At 63.8% G+C, this 15,042-nt stretch carries 14 protein-coding genes; 3 read left to right on the top strand and 11 right to left on the bottom strand.

Translation table 11 applies throughout. From position 1 onward, the window contains the following. Nucleotides 1-8 precede the first annotated feature (8 nt). From M2394_RS28060 to M2394_RS28050, 3 genes are all read left to right on the top strand, one after another. Nucleotides 9-1,088, top strand: a complete 1,080-nt coding sequence (locus M2394_RS28060; RefSeq protein WP_178924197.1) for an alcohol dehydrogenase catalytic domain-containing protein — start codon at nt 9-11, stop codon at nt 1,086-1,088. 2 nt (nt 1,089-1,090) lie between these two features. Beyond that, entirely contained in the window at nt 1,091-2,623 is a 1,533-nt protein-coding gene (locus tag M2394_RS28055) for an FGGY-family carbohydrate kinase (protein WP_259175398.1), read from the top strand. 135 nt (nt 2,624-2,758) lie between these two features. Next, nucleotides 2,759-3,484, top strand: coding sequence for an SDR family oxidoreductase (locus tag M2394_RS28050; RefSeq protein ID WP_259175397.1), 726 nt, complete (start codon nt 2,759-2,761; stop codon nt 3,482-3,484). On the opposite strand, the gene M2394_RS28045 is transcribed toward M2394_RS28050, so the two are convergent. The 11 genes from M2394_RS28045 to M2394_RS27995 form a co-directional block, all read right to left on the bottom strand. Then, on the bottom strand, nt 3,481-4,485 hold the full coding sequence (locus tag M2394_RS28045; RefSeq protein ID WP_178924192.1) for a LacI family DNA-binding transcriptional regulator: 1,005 nt from the start codon (nt 4,483-4,485) through the stop codon (nt 3,481-3,483). The genes M2394_RS28050 and M2394_RS28045 overlap by 4 nt on opposite strands. A 58-nt stretch (nt 4,486-4,543) precedes the next feature. Further along, complete coding sequence (locus M2394_RS28040; protein ID WP_259175396.1) at nt 4,544-5,344, bottom strand: LysR family transcriptional regulator; 801 nt, start codon at nt 5,342-5,344, stop codon at nt 4,544-4,546. A gap of 497 nt (nt 5,345-5,841) precedes the next feature. Beyond that, on the bottom strand, nt 5,842-7,248 hold the full coding sequence (locus tag M2394_RS28035; protein WP_259175395.1) for an amidase: 1,407 nt from the start codon (nt 7,246-7,248) through the stop codon (nt 5,842-5,844). Further along, nucleotides 7,245-8,513: a Zn-dependent hydrolase gene (locus M2394_RS28030; protein WP_259175394.1), complete on the bottom strand. Its 1,269-nt coding sequence runs from the start codon at nt 8,511-8,513 to the stop codon at nt 7,245-7,247. The genes M2394_RS28035 and M2394_RS28030 overlap by 4 nt, the downstream gene beginning before the upstream one ends. A gap of 13 nt (nt 8,514-8,526) precedes the next feature. Beyond that, the gene (locus M2394_RS28025) at nt 8,527-9,222 is read right to left on the bottom strand and encodes an ABC transporter ATP-binding protein (RefSeq protein WP_105522648.1); all 696 of its coding nucleotides are present in this window, start codon (nt 9,220-9,222) and stop codon (nt 8,527-8,529) included. Further along, entirely contained in the window at nt 9,222-9,971 is a 750-nt protein-coding gene (locus M2394_RS28020) for an ABC transporter ATP-binding protein (protein WP_010209301.1), read from the bottom strand. The genes M2394_RS28025 and M2394_RS28020 overlap by 1 nt, the downstream gene beginning before the upstream one ends. Beyond that, nucleotides 9,968-10,978: a branched-chain amino acid ABC transporter permease gene (locus tag M2394_RS28015; protein WP_178924185.1), complete on the bottom strand. Its 1,011-nt coding sequence runs from the start codon at nt 10,976-10,978 to the stop codon at nt 9,968-9,970. Before M2394_RS28015 ends, M2394_RS28020 begins: the two co-directional genes overlap by 4 nt. A gap of 1 nt (nt 10,979) precedes the next feature. Next, entirely contained in the window at nt 10,980-11,840 is an 861-nt protein-coding gene (locus M2394_RS28010) for a branched-chain amino acid ABC transporter permease (protein WP_176998951.1), read from the bottom strand. 57 nt (nt 11,841-11,897) lie between these two features. After that, entirely contained in the window at nt 11,898-13,100 is a 1,203-nt protein-coding gene (locus M2394_RS28005; protein ID WP_178924183.1) for an ABC transporter substrate-binding protein, read from the bottom strand. A gap of 245 nt (nt 13,101-13,345) precedes the next feature. Further along, on the bottom strand, nt 13,346-14,113 hold the full coding sequence (locus M2394_RS28000; RefSeq protein WP_178924181.1) for a FadR/GntR family transcriptional regulator: 768 nt from the start codon (nt 14,111-14,113) through the stop codon (nt 13,346-13,348). A 116-nt stretch (nt 14,114-14,229) separates the two neighbouring features. Next, nucleotides 14,230-14,991, bottom strand: a complete 762-nt coding sequence (locus tag M2394_RS27995) for an alpha/beta hydrolase (protein ID WP_259175391.1) — start codon at nt 14,989-14,991, stop codon at nt 14,230-14,232. Between the last annotated feature and the right edge of the window lie 51 nt (nt 14,992-15,042).

The raw sequence follows: 15,042 nt of genomic DNA, 5'->3' as shown, positions 1-15,042 counted from the left end.
CCCACACCATGGACAAGCACACCGAAATGCAAGCCGTCGTCTGCCACGGCCCGAAAGACTATCGCCTGCAACGCATCGGCAAACCCCAAGCGCGGCCCAATGAACTGGTGATCCGCATCGCCGCCTGCGGCATCTGCGCCAGTGACTGCAAATGCCACTCGGGGGCGGCGATGTTCTGGGGCGGCGACAACCCGTGGGTCAAGGCACCGGTGGTGCCGGGGCACGAGTTTTTCGGCTACGTGGTGGAGGCAGGCGAGGGTGCCGAGGAGCACTTTGAGGTCAAGGTGGGTGACAAGGTCATCGCCGAGCAGATCGTGCCGTGTGGCAAGTGCCGCTTCTGCAAATCCGGCAAGTACTGGATGTGCGAAGTACACAACATCTTCGGCTTCCAGCGTGAAGTGGCCGAAGGCGGCATGGCCCAGTTCATGCGCATTCCCAAGACCGCCATCGTACACAAGATTCCGGAGTCGGTATCGCTGGAGGATTCGGCGCTGGTGGAGCCCATGGCGTGCTCGATCCATACCGTCAACCGCGGCGATATCCAGCTCGACGACGTGGTGGTGATCGCAGGCGCCGGCACCCTCGGGCTGTGCATGGTCCAGGTGGCCGCGTTGAAAACCCCGAAGAAACTGGTCGTGATCGACATGGTCGACGAGCGCCTTGAACTGGCGAAAAAATTCGGCGCCGACGTGGTCATCAACCCCTCGCGGGACAACGCCCGTGAAATCATCAACGGCCTGACCGACAACTATGGCTGCGACGTGTACATCGAGACCACCGGCGTGCCGGCCGGCGTCACCCAGGGCCTGGACTTGATCCGCAAGCTCGGCCGCTTTGTCGAGTTCAGCGTGTTCGGCGCCGAGACCAGCGTCGACTGGTCGATCATCGGCGACCGCAAGGAACTGGACGTGCGTGGTGCGCACCTGGGGCCGTATTGCTACCCGATCGCCATTGACCTGTTCGAGCGTGGCCTGGTTACCTCCAAAGGCATCGTCACCCATGACTTTCCGCTGGACGACTGGGCCGAAGCCTTTGAGCTGGCCAACTCGACCAAGTCGATCAAGGTGCTGTTGAAGCCGGTGGTCTGAGCATGAGCTACGTGATGGGGGTCGACATAGGGACCCAGAGCACCAAGGCGCTGCTGGTGGATGGTCAAGGCACGATCATCGCCCAGCACAGCCAGGGGTATCGCGTGGATACCCCGAAAGTGCGCTGGGCCGAGCAATGGCCGCAGGTCTGGCTGGAGGCGGTTGAGGCCTGCGTGGCGCAGTGCATGGCAGAGGCCGGTGTTGCCAAGGCGCAAGTCAAGGCGCTGTGCATCAGCAGCCTGTATGGCGGTTCGGGGATTGCGGTGGACGCGCAGATGACGCCGCTGCACCCGTGCCTGATCTGGATGGACCGCCGCGCGAGCGAGCAGGTCGCGTGGGTGCGGGAAAACGTTGACCTCACGCGGTTGTTCGAGGTCACCGGCAACTCGGTCGACAGCTACTACGGCTTCACCAAGATGCTCTGGCTCAAACAGCATCAACCTGAGGTGTGGGCCAGCACGCGCTACTTGCTGCCGCCCAACAGCTACATCAACTGGTGCCTCACGGGCGAGTTGGCGGTGGACCACAGCAGCGCGGGCAACATCGGTGGCGTCTACGACGTGAAGGCGCGCGGCTGGTCTGCTGAGATGCTCGATGCATTGGGCATCCCGCAGGCGATGATGCCGGAGCGGCTGGTGTATTCCGGGGAAATCGTGGGTGGTTTGTTGGCGGATTGGGCGACGCGTCTGGGCCTGCAGGCAGGCACGCCGATCCTGGCCGGTGGCGTCGATGCGGCCATGGCCACGCTGGCGGCGGGCGTGACGCAGCCGGGCAACCATGTGGCGATGATCGGCACCAGCATGTGCTGGGGCTACCTGAACCAACAGGTGGATGCCCATCACGGCCTGGTCAGCATGCCCCACGTCTACAACGGCCACCGCGACCTGTACATCTTCGGCGGCGCGATCACGGCGGGCGCGTCGGTCAGCTGGTTTCGCGAGCAGTTCTGCCAGGCCGAAGAGCAGCAGGCCAAGGCCACCGGCCAGGACAGCCTGGTGCTGCTGGAGCAGGCGGCGACGAAGATCCCGGCGGGCAGTGAAGGCCTGGTGTTCCTGCCCTACCTGATGGGCGAGCGCAGCCCGGTCTGGGACGACCGCGCCAGTGGCAGTTTTGTCGGGTTGAACCTGTATCACACGCGCATCCACCTGTACCGGGCGGTGCTGGAGGGCGTGAGTTTTGCCCTGCGGCACAACATCGAAGCGGGCACGCGCGGTGCGCATTCGCTGGACCCGCGCCTGATCGTGGTGGGCGGCGCGAGCCATTCGGATTTGTGGATGCAGATCATCGCCGATGTCACGCGCTACCCGGTGTACACCATCGTGCAGGAGGTGGAAGCAGCGTTGGGCGCGGCCTTGCTGGCAGCGCACACGGTGGGGTTGGTGAGTGATGGGGAGATGGACAAAGGCTGGGTACAACTGGCGTTGCGGGCACAGCCCAAGCGGGAAACTATCGCCACCTACGACCACGCGTTTGCCGAGTATTTGAAGCTGTATCCGGCCCTGAAACCGATCATGCACACCTTGCAATCTCATTGAATCAACCCATTCCAATGTGGGAGCTGGCTTGCCTGCGATTGCGGTGTATCAGTACCAGATGGATTGGCTGACACTCCGCTATCGCAGGCAAGCCAGCTCCCACAGGGGATCTTCATCGTCTATGGAACAGTGACCATGAACGCAGCCTTCGACTTCACCCACCACCGCATTCTTGTCACGGGCGCCAGCAGCGGCATCGGCCGTGAAATCGCCGTGCAACTGATCGCCAGCGGCGCCGATGTCTTCGCCCTGGGCCGCGATGCCCAGGCCTTGGCCACGCTCGGCTGCCACACTCTGTGCCTGGACATCGCCGACAGCGCCGCCCTCGACCGGGCCCTGCAAGACCTGCCGCCCTTGCACGGCCTGGTCAACTGCGCCGGTATCTCGCGCCTGGAACCCGCCGCCGCCATCAGCGCCGAAGCCTTTGATCAGGTGATGAACGTCAACGCCCGGGCCGCCGCCCAAGTCGCCAGCCGTGTGGCGGCGAAGATGATCGAAGCGCAGATCGCCGGCAGCATCGTCAACGTCTCCAGCCAGGCTTCATTGGTGGCCCTGGACGATCACCTCGGCTACTGCGCTTCCAAGGCTGCGCTCGATGCAATCACCCGCGTGCAATGCGCCGAGTGGGGCCGCTTCGGCATTCGGGTGAACAGCGTCAACCCGACGGTCACGCTGACGCCGATGGCGACCATGGCCTGGTCCGCGCCGGCCAAGCGCGACCCGGCCCTGGCGGCCATTCCCCTTGGGCGCTTTGCACACCCTGTGGAAGTTGCCTTGCCGGTGCTGTTCCTGCTCAGCCAGGCGGCGAGCATGATCAGCGGCGTCAGCCTGCCCATCGATGGCGGCTACACCAGCCGCTAGCCGTTTTCCAGCAGGCCGGCGATCACCACCTTGTCCCGTGGCTTGAAGGGGTCTTCGAGGCGGTCGAGCAGCAGGCGTACCGCGCTGCTGCCGGCCAGGGACGCGTCGTGGGCGACGCAGGCGATCGGCACGCCGAAGATATCGGCGAAGGGCAGGCGGTCGATGCCGCAGATGGTCAGGCTGTCATGGGGGATGTTGTGCATGCGCAGCGCACGCAGGGCGCCGAGGGTGATCAACTGGTTGAAACCCATGATCGCATCCGGCGCCGAGTGTTCGGCCAGGTAGTCGAGGGTGTGCAGGTAGGACGGCATCAGCGTGTAGTCGCCGGCCTGTACTTCAACCTGCACGTGGGGGTGCTCAGCCAGGACTTCGCGCAGGCCCTTGAGGCGCTCCACGGTGATGCGCGAATGCTCGGGGCCGGTCAGCACCAGCAGGCGCTTGAGGTGCGGGGTCTGGCGCAGCAGGTAATGGGCGGCCTGTATGCCGCTGTGGTAGTTGTCGAGCACCACGCGGCTGAACGGGCTGTCATGGATCGTGCGGTCGAGCAGCACCACCGGGGTCTTGCCATTGCCCAGGCGTTCCAGGTAATCGGGTTGGTAGTTCGGCTCATCGGAGACCGGCGACAGGATGATCCCCGCCACGCGATAGCCGAGCAGGGTGTCCACGGCTTTGCTTTCCAGTTCTTCAAGTTCGTCGGTGTCCACCAGCATGATGGTGTAGCCGTGCTTTTTCGCCTCGCGGGAAATCGCCTTGATCATCTCGCTGTAGAACGGGTTGTCCACGGAGGCGGTGATCACCCCGATGATCAGGCTTTCACTGCGCTTGAGCCCGCGGGCGAAGGCGTTGGGCACGTAGTCCAGCTCCCGCGCCACTTCGAGGATGCGCGCCAGGGTGGCCGGCTTGACCAGGTCGGGTTTGCTCAGCGCGCGGGACACCGTGATGGTGGTCATGCCGACCCGCTTGGCGATGTCGCTGATGGTGACGGACTTTTTCTTGTTCATCGGTAAGGCTGCAAGAGGAAACACCCGCAGGCTAGCATGCACGGCGGCCGTTGGTGATTCAAATCAATGGATCCCAACGCTGCGACCAGTCACTTTCGGCCTTGACCACTCCCCGCAGCAATTCCAGCGCCTGTTGCAGTACCGCCGAATCCCGCGCCCGCGAATACACCAGGTACGTGGGGAAACTGAACTCCGGCGCCTTGGGCACCCGCTGCATCACGCCGCTGTCCAGGTAGCTTTGCACGACCCGCGTGCGGAAGTAGCCGGCGCCGCCGTTCTCCAGGATGTACTGCAACGCCAGCGGCCCCAGGTTGAAGCTCAGTGCGGCGCGGGCCTTGTCGGGCAGGGCGGTGTCGTGTTGCTGGCGAAACCCCGGGCCCCAGTCGATGTACACGTAGGGATCGGGCTTGCTGACCAACTGCACCAGGATCAGTTTTTCTTCCAGCACCAGCTCCAGTTGGCGCAGCAGGTAGTCGCCTTCACGTACCTCGGTACGCAGGGCATGGCCGGGGATGTGTTCACGCAGGGCCTGGGCCCAGCCCAGCATCAACGGGTTGCACAGGCTGACTTCGCCGCCGATGTGCAGCACGTTGCGGTAGCCATCGGGCAACGGCAGGTCGCGCTTGGCCGCTTCCCAGGTCTGCAGCAACTGGTTGGCGTACACCACAAAGGCCTCGCCATCCGGCGTCAGTCGCGCCCCCGCGCGGTTGCGCACAAACAAGGTGCTGCCCAACTGGCTTTCAAGGTTCTTGACCCTGGCGGTGATCGCGGTCTGGGTGACGTGCAGCTTCTCGGCCGCCGCAGCCAGGCTGCCGCAGCGAGTGATTTCGAGGAAAGTGCGTGCCAGTTCGATATCCATGAAGCCCCCGGGAAATGAGTGGAAGGCATTGTAGTGGAATGCGCTCAACACGGTAGGAGCCGGCTTGTCCCTCTGGCTGGCGACTGCTATCTAACTGTAGCCCCGCGATCCAATGTGGGAGCTGGCTTGCCTGCGAAGGCGGCCTGACAGGCGACCAGGATGTTGGATCAGACGGAGTACATATCCGTTATCTAGGTAACGGCGGCTATTGGTTCCGCCCTTACGGCGGCTCACTTTTGAAGAGCGCAAAAGTAAGCGAAACGCTCTTGCCCCAACACTCGGCACCTCGCTTAGGCTCGGTGTGCCCGTAATCCGACAGTGATTTGGGGGGCCGCCGCCACGCGCCATCCATGGCGCGGGGCGGCTAAACCGGTATCCCTGCCGGTTTACCCCCCAAATCCCTGCCGAATTCCGGCCAGCGTGTTTGACGGGGCGCCTGAGATAAAAAGCAAGATCAAGATCAAGAGCGGCTCGCTTCGCATCGTGGTTGGCGGGGTCTACAGTGTTTTGGTGATTGGGGCTTGTAAGTGCTTTGTGGGGAATGCTTTTGCATATACCTGGCACACCCTTAACACCTGCTCATCGGCAAACCGCGCGCCGACCACGTGCAAGCCCACCGGCAGGCCATTCGCTGCCAAACCGCACGGCACCGAGGCGGCCGGTTGTTGCGTCAAGTTGAAGGGGTAGGTGAACGGCGTCCATTCCATCCAGGCCTGCATGCCCGAACCGGGCGGTACGTTATGCCCGGCCTCGAACGCAGTGATCGGCATCATCGGCGAGACCAGCACGTCGTAGTGCTCATGGAACGCCGCCATGCGCGCCACCAAAGCGGCGCGGGCTTCAAGGGCGGCGTTGAAGTCATCCAGGCTCAAGTGTTCGCCCTGTTGCGCGATGCTCAGTAGCCCAGGGTCGAGCAGCTGTTTCTGCGCCTCGCTCATGGGCCCGGTGAGGCGTGCGGCACCGGCCGCCCACAGGGTGTTGAACACCTCCAGCGGGTCGCTGAAGCCCGGGTCGATCTCTTCCACGTGCGCGCCCAGTTGCACCAGGCCCTGCACGGCCTGGGCGACGACGCTGGCCACCTGCGGGTCGACATTCACGTAGCCGAACGCGGGGCTGTAGGCCACGCGCAAGCCTTTGAGGTCCGTGCCCGGGGTGAGCCAGGGCGTGGTCCTGGGCGCACCGATCAGGCCATCCCGTGCATCAGGTTGCGCGACGGTCTGCAGCATCAGCACGGTGTCTTCCACGGTGCGGGTCATCGGCCCCAGGTGCGACAGGATGGTCATCGAACTGGCCGGCCATTGCGGCACATAACCGAAGGTCGGCTTGATGCCGAAGGTGCCGGTAAACGCGCAGGGAATCCGGATCGAGCCGCCCGCATCGCTGCCCTGATGCAGCACGCCAAGGTTCAAGGCCGCCGCCGCGCCGGCACCGCCCGAGGAACCGCCGGCGGTGGTGCGGGTGTCCCACGGGTTGCGGGTGATGCCATACAGCGGGTTGTCGGTGACGCCCTTCCAGCCGAATTCCGGGGTGGTGGTCTTGCCCAGCAGCACGGCGCCGGCCTTGCGCATCAAGGCTGAAAAGGGTGCGTCCACGTCCCACGGCCCTTCGGCGGATGAGGTGCGTGAGCCTTTGCGGGTGGGCATGCCGACCGTCAGGGTCAGGTCCTTGATCGATGCGGGTACACCGTCCAGCGCGCCGCACGGCTGGCCCTTGAGCCAGCGTTGTTCCGAGGCGCGTGCGGCGTTCAGTGCGCCTTGCGGGTCGACATGGCAGTAGGCATTCACCACCGGGTTGTAGCGTTCGATGCGCAGCAGCGCATCTTCGGTGACTTCTACCGGCGACAAGGTCTTGTCGCGAAAATGCGCCAGCAGTTGCACCGCCGTCAGTTGGCCGATCTCACTCATGCCACATCCCCCTGGGCCGCGTTGACCATGGCGCGCAGCAGCACCGCGCAGCCTGCCGCCAGGTCGTCCGGCGCGGCGTTTTCGATTTCGTTATGGCTGATGCCGCCTTCGCACGGCACAAAGATCATCCCGGCCGGGCCCAGTTCGGCAACGAAAATTGCGTCGTGCCCGGCGCCGCTGACGATGTCCATGTGGCTCAAGCCCAGGGCCTGGGCGCCTTCGCGCACAGCGTTGACACACGCCGGGGCGAAGTCCAGCGGTGGAAAGTCGGCCGTCGGCGTCAGCTCAAAGCTCAAGCCGTGTCGCTGGGCGGTGGCTTCGATCACGCCGCGCACCTCATCGACCATGGCGTGCAGCTTGTCGGCGTGCAGGTGGCGCAGGTCGATCGTCATCTGCACCTGGCCGGGAATCACGTTGCGCGAACCCGGGTGCAGGCTCAGGCAACCGACCGTGCCGCAGGCATGGGGTTGTTGCTGGTGCGCGATGCGGTTGACCGCACTGACCACCTCGGCGGCGCCCACCAGGGCGTCCTTGCGCAGGTGCATCGGCGTCGGCCCTGCGTGGGCTTCGACACCGGTGAAGGTCAGGTCGAACCACTTCTGGCCCAGGCAGCCCATGACCACGCCGATGGTGGTAGCCTGGTCTTCCAGTACCGGGCCTTGTTCGATGTGTGCTTCGAAATACGCACCCACCGGATGGCCAAGCACGGCGCGGGTGCCGGCATAGCCGATGCGCTGCAATTCGGCGCCCACCGACAGGCCCTGGTCATCGACTTTGTCGAGGGTGTCCTGCAAGTCGAACTTACCGGCAAACACCCCGGAGCCCATCATGCAGGGCGGAAAACGCGAGCCTTCTTCGTTGGTCCACACCACCACTTCAATCGGCGCTTGGGTTTCGATGCCCAGGTCATTCAGGGTGCGGATCACTTCCAGCCCGGCCATCACCCCGTAGCAGCCGTCGAACTTGCCGCCGGTGGGTTGGGTGTCGATATGGCTGCCGGTCATCACCGGGGGCAGGGCGGGGTTGCGCCCGGCACGGCGCGCAAAGATATTGCCGATGGCGTCGACACTGACGCTGCAGCCAGCCGCCTCGCACCATTGCACGAACAGGTCGCGGGCCTGGCGGTCGAGGTCGGTCAGGGCCAGGCGACACACGCCGCCCTTGACGGTGGCACCGAGCTGGGCCAGGTCCATCAGCGATTGCCACAAACGGTCGCGGTTGATCAGCGGGGCGTTGCTCTGGAGCGGTTGCGCAAAACTATTCATCTGCATTCTCCGGTCAGGCACTCAGGGCCAAATAGCGATTCTTGATGCTCGGGTCGGCGCGGAAGTCAGCGGCGCTGCCCTCGTACACCACGCGGCCTTGTTCGAGCACGTAATGGCGGTCGGCGAGCTTGTCGCAGACCATCAGGTTCTGTTCCACCAGCAGCACGGGCAGGCCATCGTCCTTGACCTTGCGTAAGATTTTCACCAACTCGTCGACGATCACCGGGGCCAGGCCTTCGGTGGGCTCGTCAAGGATCAGCAGCTTGGGATCGTTGAGCAGGGCGCGGGCGATGGCGAGCATCTGCTGCTCGCCACCCGACAATGCGTGGCCGGCATTTTTGCGCCGCTCCTTGAGGCGCGGGAACATGGCGTACACGTCTTCAAGCTGCCAGCGGCTGGTCTTGCGCGCAGCAATGCGCAGGTTCTCTTCGACGGTGAGCAGGCGGAAAATCCCGCGATTTTCCGGCACCAGCGCCAGGCCCTGGCGGGCGATTTCAAAGATCTTCTGCCCCACCAATGCCTGGCCGTTGAAATGGATCTGGCCCTGGCGCGGGCAGATGATGCCGAGGATGCTGCGCAAGGTAGTGGTCTTGCCAGCGCCGTTGCGCCCTAGCAGCGTGACCAGTTCGCCGGGGTTGACGGTCAGCGACACGCCTTCGAGCACATGGCTCTTGTCGTAGTAGGAATGAATGTTTTCGACGATCAGCATCAGGCAGCCTCCCCAAGGTATGCAGTGCGCACACGTTCATCGGCGCGCACGAATTCCGGCGTGCCTTCCACTAGGATCTGGCCGTGGCTCATCACCGTGATGCGTTGGCTGATGGACATGACAATGCTCATGTTGTGTTCGATCAGCAGCACCGTGTGGTCGCGGCCGAGGTCGCTGATCAGTTGGGTCATGATCGGGATGTCGTCGATGCCCATGCCCGAGGTGGGTTCATCCAGCATCAACAGTTTGGGCTTGGAGCAGATCGACATGCCCACCTCCAGCACCCGTTGCTGGCCGTGGGACAATTCGCCGGCCAGGGTGTCGGCGCGGGCGGTGAGTTGCAGGCGCTCCAGCACTTGGTCGGCCATCTCCAGGTGTTCGCGCTTGCTGTCGACACGGCGCCAGAAGTTCAGCGCGCGGGCACCGTCGCGGCCTTGGGCGGCCAGGCGCAGGTTTTCGCGCACGCTGAGGTTCTGGAACAGGCTGGTGAGCTGGAACGAGCGCGCCATGCCCAGGCCGACGCGGCCATGGGCGGGTTTGCGCATGAGGTTCTTGCCGTCGAAATGAATCGCCCCGGCCGTGGCCTGGCGTTCGCCGGTCAGGCAGTGGAACAGGCTGGTCTTGCCCGCGCCGTTGGGCCCGATGATGGTGTGGATAGTGCCGGCCTCGACCTTGAGGTTCACACCGTTCACCGCATGGAAGGCGCCATAGGCCAGTTCCAGGTCTTTGGTTTCCAGCAGGATGCTCATAGCCCTTCCTCCTTGGCGACAACGGCGGCCTTGCGGCTGCCGCGTACCTTTTCGAACAGCGACGCGAGGCCGCCCCACAAACCACCCCGCATGAAGATCACCACCAGGATCAGGATCACCCCCAGCAGCATCAGCCAGCGTGGCCACAGGTCGGAGAGGAAATCCCCGAGCAGCACGATGGAGCCGGCGCCCAGCAGCGAACCGAACAATGAGCCGGTGCCGCCGACGATGGTCATGATCAGGATGTTCTCGGACATCGCCAGGTCGATGTTCGACAGCGGCACAAAGTGCAGCAGCATCGCGTACAGCGCGCCGGCAATCCCGGTGACGGCGCCGGACAGCACAAACACCAGGATCTTGAAGTGGCGGGTGTCGTAGCCGATGGCCGAGGCGCGGGTTTCGTTTTCACGGATCGCCATCAGCGTGCTGCCGAACGGCGAGGCGATCACCCGGCGCGCGCCGATGAAAATCAGCAGGAACAGCACCGCGACAAAGGCGTAGAAGGCGCGGGCGTCGCCGAGCGACAGCAGCACCGTTTCACCGACACGGATCTCCGGGCGCGGCACGCTGAGCAGGCCGTTGTCACCACCGGTCCAGTCGCTGAGGGTGTAGGCGACGAAGTAGGCCATCTGGCTGAACGCCAGGGTCAGCATCACAAAGTAGATGCCGGTACGCCGGATCGCCAGGGCACCCACCAGCAAGGCCAGGAAGCCACCGGCCACGGCGGCGCCGAGCAGGGCGGCGAACAACCCCAGTTGCAGGTGCAGCATCAGCAACGCGGCGCAGTAGGCGCCCGCGCCGAAGAAGATGCCTTGGCCGAACGACAACAGCCCGGTGTAACCCAGCAGCAGGTTGCAGGCCAGGGCGGCCATGGCAAAGATCAGGATCTCGGTGGCCAGGGTCGCCGAAGGCAAGATCAACGGCAGCCCAATCAGCACCGCCAACACCCACAGCAACATCGCGCGCGATTGCGTCTTGGCAAACGGCAGGGGATTTTTCTCGCTCATGTCAGGCTCTCCCGAACAGGCCGTAAGGACGCACCAGGATCACCACGGCCATCGCGCCGTAGATCATCAGGCTCGCGCCCTGGGGCCAGAGTGTGGTCATCAGGCTTTGCACCACGCCCACCAGCAACCCGCCGACCAGCGCACCGCTGAACGAGCCCATGCCGCCGATCACCACCACCACGAAGGCCACGCCCAGGATCTCCGGGCCGACAAAGGGCTGGGCGCCGCGCAACGGGGCGAACAGCACGCCCGCAACGCCGGCCAGGGCAACACCGAGGGCGAACGTCATGGAGAACAGACGAAAGATATTGGTGCCCAGCAACGACACGGTTTCAGTGCTTTCACTGCCGGCGCGCACCAGGGCGCCGAAGCGCGTACGTTCCAGCAGCAGCCACAGGCCCAGGCCGACCAGGCCGGAGAAACCGATCAGGAACAGGCGGTAGTGCGGGTACACGAAGTCGCCCACCACCAGCACGCCGCGCAGCAATTGCGGTACCGCAACGCTTTTGCCCACCGGGCCCCAGATCATCACGCTGGCTTCCTGGATGATCAGCGCGATCCCCAGGGTCACCAGGATCTGGAACATGTGCGGCAAGTGATAGATGCGCTGGATCAACAGTCGCTCGATCACCCAGGCCAACGCGGCCACCACCAGCGGCGCGATCAGCAGCGCCAGCCAGAAGTTGCCGGTGAGGCTGACGGCGGTGTAGCAGATGTAGGCACCCAGCAGGAAGAACGCGCCGTGGGCAAAGTTGACGAAGTTGAGCAGGCCGAAAATGATGGTCAGCCCGACGGCGATCAGGAAATAGATCATTCCCAACCCCAAGCCGTTGAGTATCTGGAACAGGTAAAGATTAAGCATGCAGGCACCCTCGGCAGGAAGCTGCTCACGCAGCCCTGCTGTGCAATGTTCAGGGGATCAGGCGAGCGTGCAGCCGGTGGCTTCCACGGGCGGGAACGACTGGCCGGCGCTGAGTACCTTGGCCAGGTCATCCTTGTCGGCCATGTCGCTGGCGGCTTTGCCGATGAGCAGGTAGTAGTCCTTGATCACCTGGTGATCGCCGGCGCGGATCGACTCCTTGCCGGTCGGGCCTTCGAAGCTCAGGCCTTGCATGGCCTTGGCCACGGTGGGGCCGTCGAAGCTGCCCGTTGAAATGATGGTGTCGAGCATGACCTTGGTGCTGATGTAGTCAGCGGCCAGCGGGTAGGTGGGGTTGATGCCGTATTTGGCCTGGGTCAGCTTGACCAGTTCGCGGTTGAGCGGGGTGTCGACCTGATGCCAGTACTGCGCGCCGAGGTACACGCCTTCGAGTACATCGCTGCCCAGTTCCTGGAATTGATCGAGGCCCGCGGACCATACCAGCAGCACCTTCATGCGTTCCTTGATGCCGAAGTTCACCGCCTGGCGCAGGGTGTTGGACGACTGGCTGCCGAAGTTGAGCAGCACCAGCACATCGGGTTTGGCGGCGATGGCGTTGGTCAGGTAGCCGGAGAATTCCTGTTCCTGCAGCGAGTGGTAGCTGTTGCCGATGTGCTCCAGGCCGTTTTCCTTGAGCACGTTCTTGGCGCCTTCGAGCAGCGCTTCACCGAACACGTATTGCGGGGTGATGGTGTACCAGCGCTTGGCGTCCGGCAGCAGCTTGATCAGCGGCACCATGGTTTCGCGGATCGCGCCGTAGGTGGGCACCGACCAGCGGAAGGTCGCGTGGTTGCAATCCTTGCCGGTGACTTCATCGGCGCCCACCGGGGTCATGAACACACCGCCGACCTTGTCCACTTCCTTGGCCACGGCCAGCGCCGAGGACGACAGGGTGCAGCCCTGGAAGAACCGTGCGCCGTCCTGCTGGATGGCTTCCTGCACCTTGCGCACCGCCTTGCCGGCGTTGCCTTCGGTGTCGATGACCTTGTAGTTCAACGGGCGGCCGAGCACTTCGGGGTGTTGGCCCACCGCCAGGCGTGAACCCATGTCGGCAAACTTGCCATAGCTGGCAAAGGCGCCAGACATGGACTTGAGGCCGTAGAAGGTAAAAGGCTCGGCGGCGAATGCCGACCGCACGCTCAGCGGAAGGCTGAGGGCCGCGGCGGCGGTAAGACTGGCTTTCAATAACGTACGACGCTGCATGGGGTGACTCCCTGGTTTAGTTATTGGCAGGAGCGGCAAGGGCGATACGGTGGAGCAAGGGCCTGTGGGCAGGCCTGTTATTGGATGGGGTGAAACGGTTTGACGGTTTGATCCGGGTCGAAATGTAGAAACTGGCTTGTGGGGGAGCTGGCTTGCCTGCGATGCAGACACCTCGGTCCTCCAGTTACACCGAGTCGATGCCATCGCAGGCAAGCCAGCTCCCACATTGGGTCCGTGGTGTTTTTTTAAGAGTGATCAAACTCCAGCAGAAAGTGCGGGCTGACCTCGCCTTCAAGGGCGGTCATGTGGTGTTCGGCATCGCACATGTGTTCGTGCATCAGGCTGCGCACCGCGCTTTCGTCCCCGGCGCGAAAGGCGATCAGCAACTGCTTGTGGTAGTCGAGGTTGGCCGCATCGAACTGTTTGCGCTTGGGCTTGTAGGCTTTTTTCAGCACCACCAGGTCGCGCAGCAGGTCGTTGAGAAATTGCGCCATGAAACTCAGCAGCGGGTTGGGGCAGGCCTTGGCCAGCAGGTTGTGGAACTCCAGTTCCGCCAGGCGTTGTTCGCGTTGGCCGGCTTCGCTGTCTTCCGGGGCGCTGCAGAAATCCACGTTGTCCTGCAGGGCCTGGTAGTCGTCCTCGCTCAGGCGCCCGAGCACCGACACCGCCAGTTCCACCTCGATGACTTTGCGCAGTTGGTACACCTGCTCGCCGTCCAGGTGCTGGAAGTGCAGGTAATTGCGCAACGCTCGGCTGGCCGGCTCGGTGCCGGCCTGGTTCAAGTACGCGCCGCCGCTGGGGCCGGTGCGGGTGCTTACCAGGCCTTCGACTTCCAGGGCCTTGAGCGCTTCGCGTGCCGAACCCTTGGAGCACTGGAAGCTTTCCATCAACTCACGTTCGGTGGGCAAACGGTCACCGGGCTTCAAGGCGTCGGTGACGATGGAGCGCTTGACCGACTCGACAATCACATCGGACAGCTTCTGGCGTTTGCGTTTCAGCGGGCGGCTTAGCATGGGTTCGATTTATCGTATTAATGCGGATAAATAGCACTTAATAACGGTTGAGCCGTCAGGTCAACGCAGGGTGTCGTTTTCGGTGGCAAGGGGTCGCAAATGCGTTATGGCGGGTGTCATTCCCACTGGCCGCTGTCGACACAACGTGCTGAAGGCGGCGGTTGTTTTCCATACATCAGGAAGTCGCCCAACCACCGTTCGACGCAGCCGTTGGCGAGCTTGCTCGGGGCGGGCGGCGCCTTGAGCAACAGGTGCTCGATACCCGATGTGATGGGGTCACCGTGGCTGGCATTGACCAGCACCATGCGCGCAACACGCTCCGGAAACAGCGCGCCATAGCGGCTGCCGAGCCGGGTGGCGTCAGCATTGCCGACAAAGTTGAGGCGTGCCTCGCCCAATTGTGTGCGCACAAACTCCATGTCCAACGCCGCTTGCTCGACGCCTTGGGCCTGGCGCAAATCACGCGGGGTGAGTTCGATCACGTCGTAAAGGTTGGTCAGTGCGCGGTAAGCCGGTGTGGCGTAGGACTCCCAGCGGCTGGCGAGCTGGAGGGCGAAAGGCGTGTTTTTGCCATGGTGCGGTTCGCCGGACTGGGCGAACACGACGCCCTCGCGGTTCAACGGCTGGCGGGCGCCGACACGGGTCAGCACCAGGCGTATGCGGCCGCGCGCAGGGGCTGCGTGGTCGCGGGGTACGCTCACCACGCCGCATTGCGTGCGTTCCAGCACTTCCGGGTCCAGCCGGGCAACGGCGGGCAGCGGACAGTCCAGCAGCCAGTCAATGGCGGTGGGTGGGATCAGCGGCTCGGCCAGGGACGGGGCGGCGATGAGCCCGATCAACCACCAGGCCAGGCGAGTCACGCGAACACTGGGTTTCATCAAAAGGTCCTGGGCTGCCGTGTGAGAGCGGCTTTTTTACCAAGGACCCCA

The sequence above is a fragment of the Pseudomonas sp. BIGb0164 genome (assembly GCF_024810135.1).
Classification (GTDB): Bacteria; Pseudomonadota; Gammaproteobacteria; order Pseudomonadales; family Pseudomonadaceae; genus Aquipseudomonas.
This window is presented reverse-complemented; position numbering and strand designations above follow the sequence as displayed.

Coding starts and splice junctions, on each gene's coding strand:
- M2394_RS28030 (WP_259175394.1), bottom strand. CDS start 8,513: ATGAATAGTTTTGCGCAACCGCTCCAGAGCAACGCCCCGCTGATCAAC.
- M2394_RS28010 (WP_176998951.1), bottom strand. CDS start 11,840: ATGCTTAATCTTTACCTGTTCCAGATACTCAACGGCTTGGGGTTGGGA.
- M2394_RS28025 (WP_105522648.1), bottom strand. CDS start 9,222: ATGCTGATCGTCGAAAACATTCATTCCTACTACGACAAGAGCCATGTG.
- M2394_RS28060 (WP_178924197.1), top strand. CDS start 9: ATGGACAAGCACACCGAAATGCAAGCCGTCGTCTGCCACGGCCCGAAA.
- M2394_RS28055 (WP_259175398.1), top strand. CDS start 1,091: ATGAGCTACGTGATGGGGGTCGACATAGGGACCCAGAGCACCAAGGCG.
- M2394_RS28020 (WP_010209301.1), bottom strand. CDS start 9,971: ATGAGCATCCTGCTGGAAACCAAAGACCTGGAACTGGCCTATGGCGCC.
- M2394_RS28040 (WP_259175396.1), bottom strand. CDS start 5,344: ATGGATATCGAACTGGCACGCACTTTCCTCGAAATCACTCGCTGCGGC.
- M2394_RS28000 (WP_178924181.1), bottom strand. CDS start 14,113: ATGCTAAGCCGCCCGCTGAAACGCAAACGCCAGAAGCTGTCCGATGTG.
- M2394_RS28015 (WP_178924185.1), bottom strand. CDS start 10,978: ATGAGCGAGAAAAATCCCCTGCCGTTTGCCAAGACGCAATCGCGCGCG.
- M2394_RS27995 (WP_259175391.1), bottom strand. CDS start 14,991: ATGAAACCCAGTGTTCGCGTGACTCGCCTGGCCTGGTGGTTGATCGGG.
- M2394_RS28035 (WP_259175395.1), bottom strand. CDS start 7,248: ATGAGTGAGATCGGCCAACTGACGGCGGTGCAACTGCTGGCGCATTTT.
- M2394_RS28045 (WP_178924192.1), bottom strand. CDS start 4,485: ATGAACAAGAAAAAGTCCGTCACCATCAGCGACATCGCCAAGCGGGTC.
- M2394_RS28005 (WP_178924183.1), bottom strand. CDS start 13,100: ATGCAGCGTCGTACGTTATTGAAAGCCAGTCTTACCGCCGCCGCGGCC.
- M2394_RS28050 (WP_259175397.1), top strand. CDS start 2,759: ATGAACGCAGCCTTCGACTTCACCCACCACCGCATTCTTGTCACGGGC.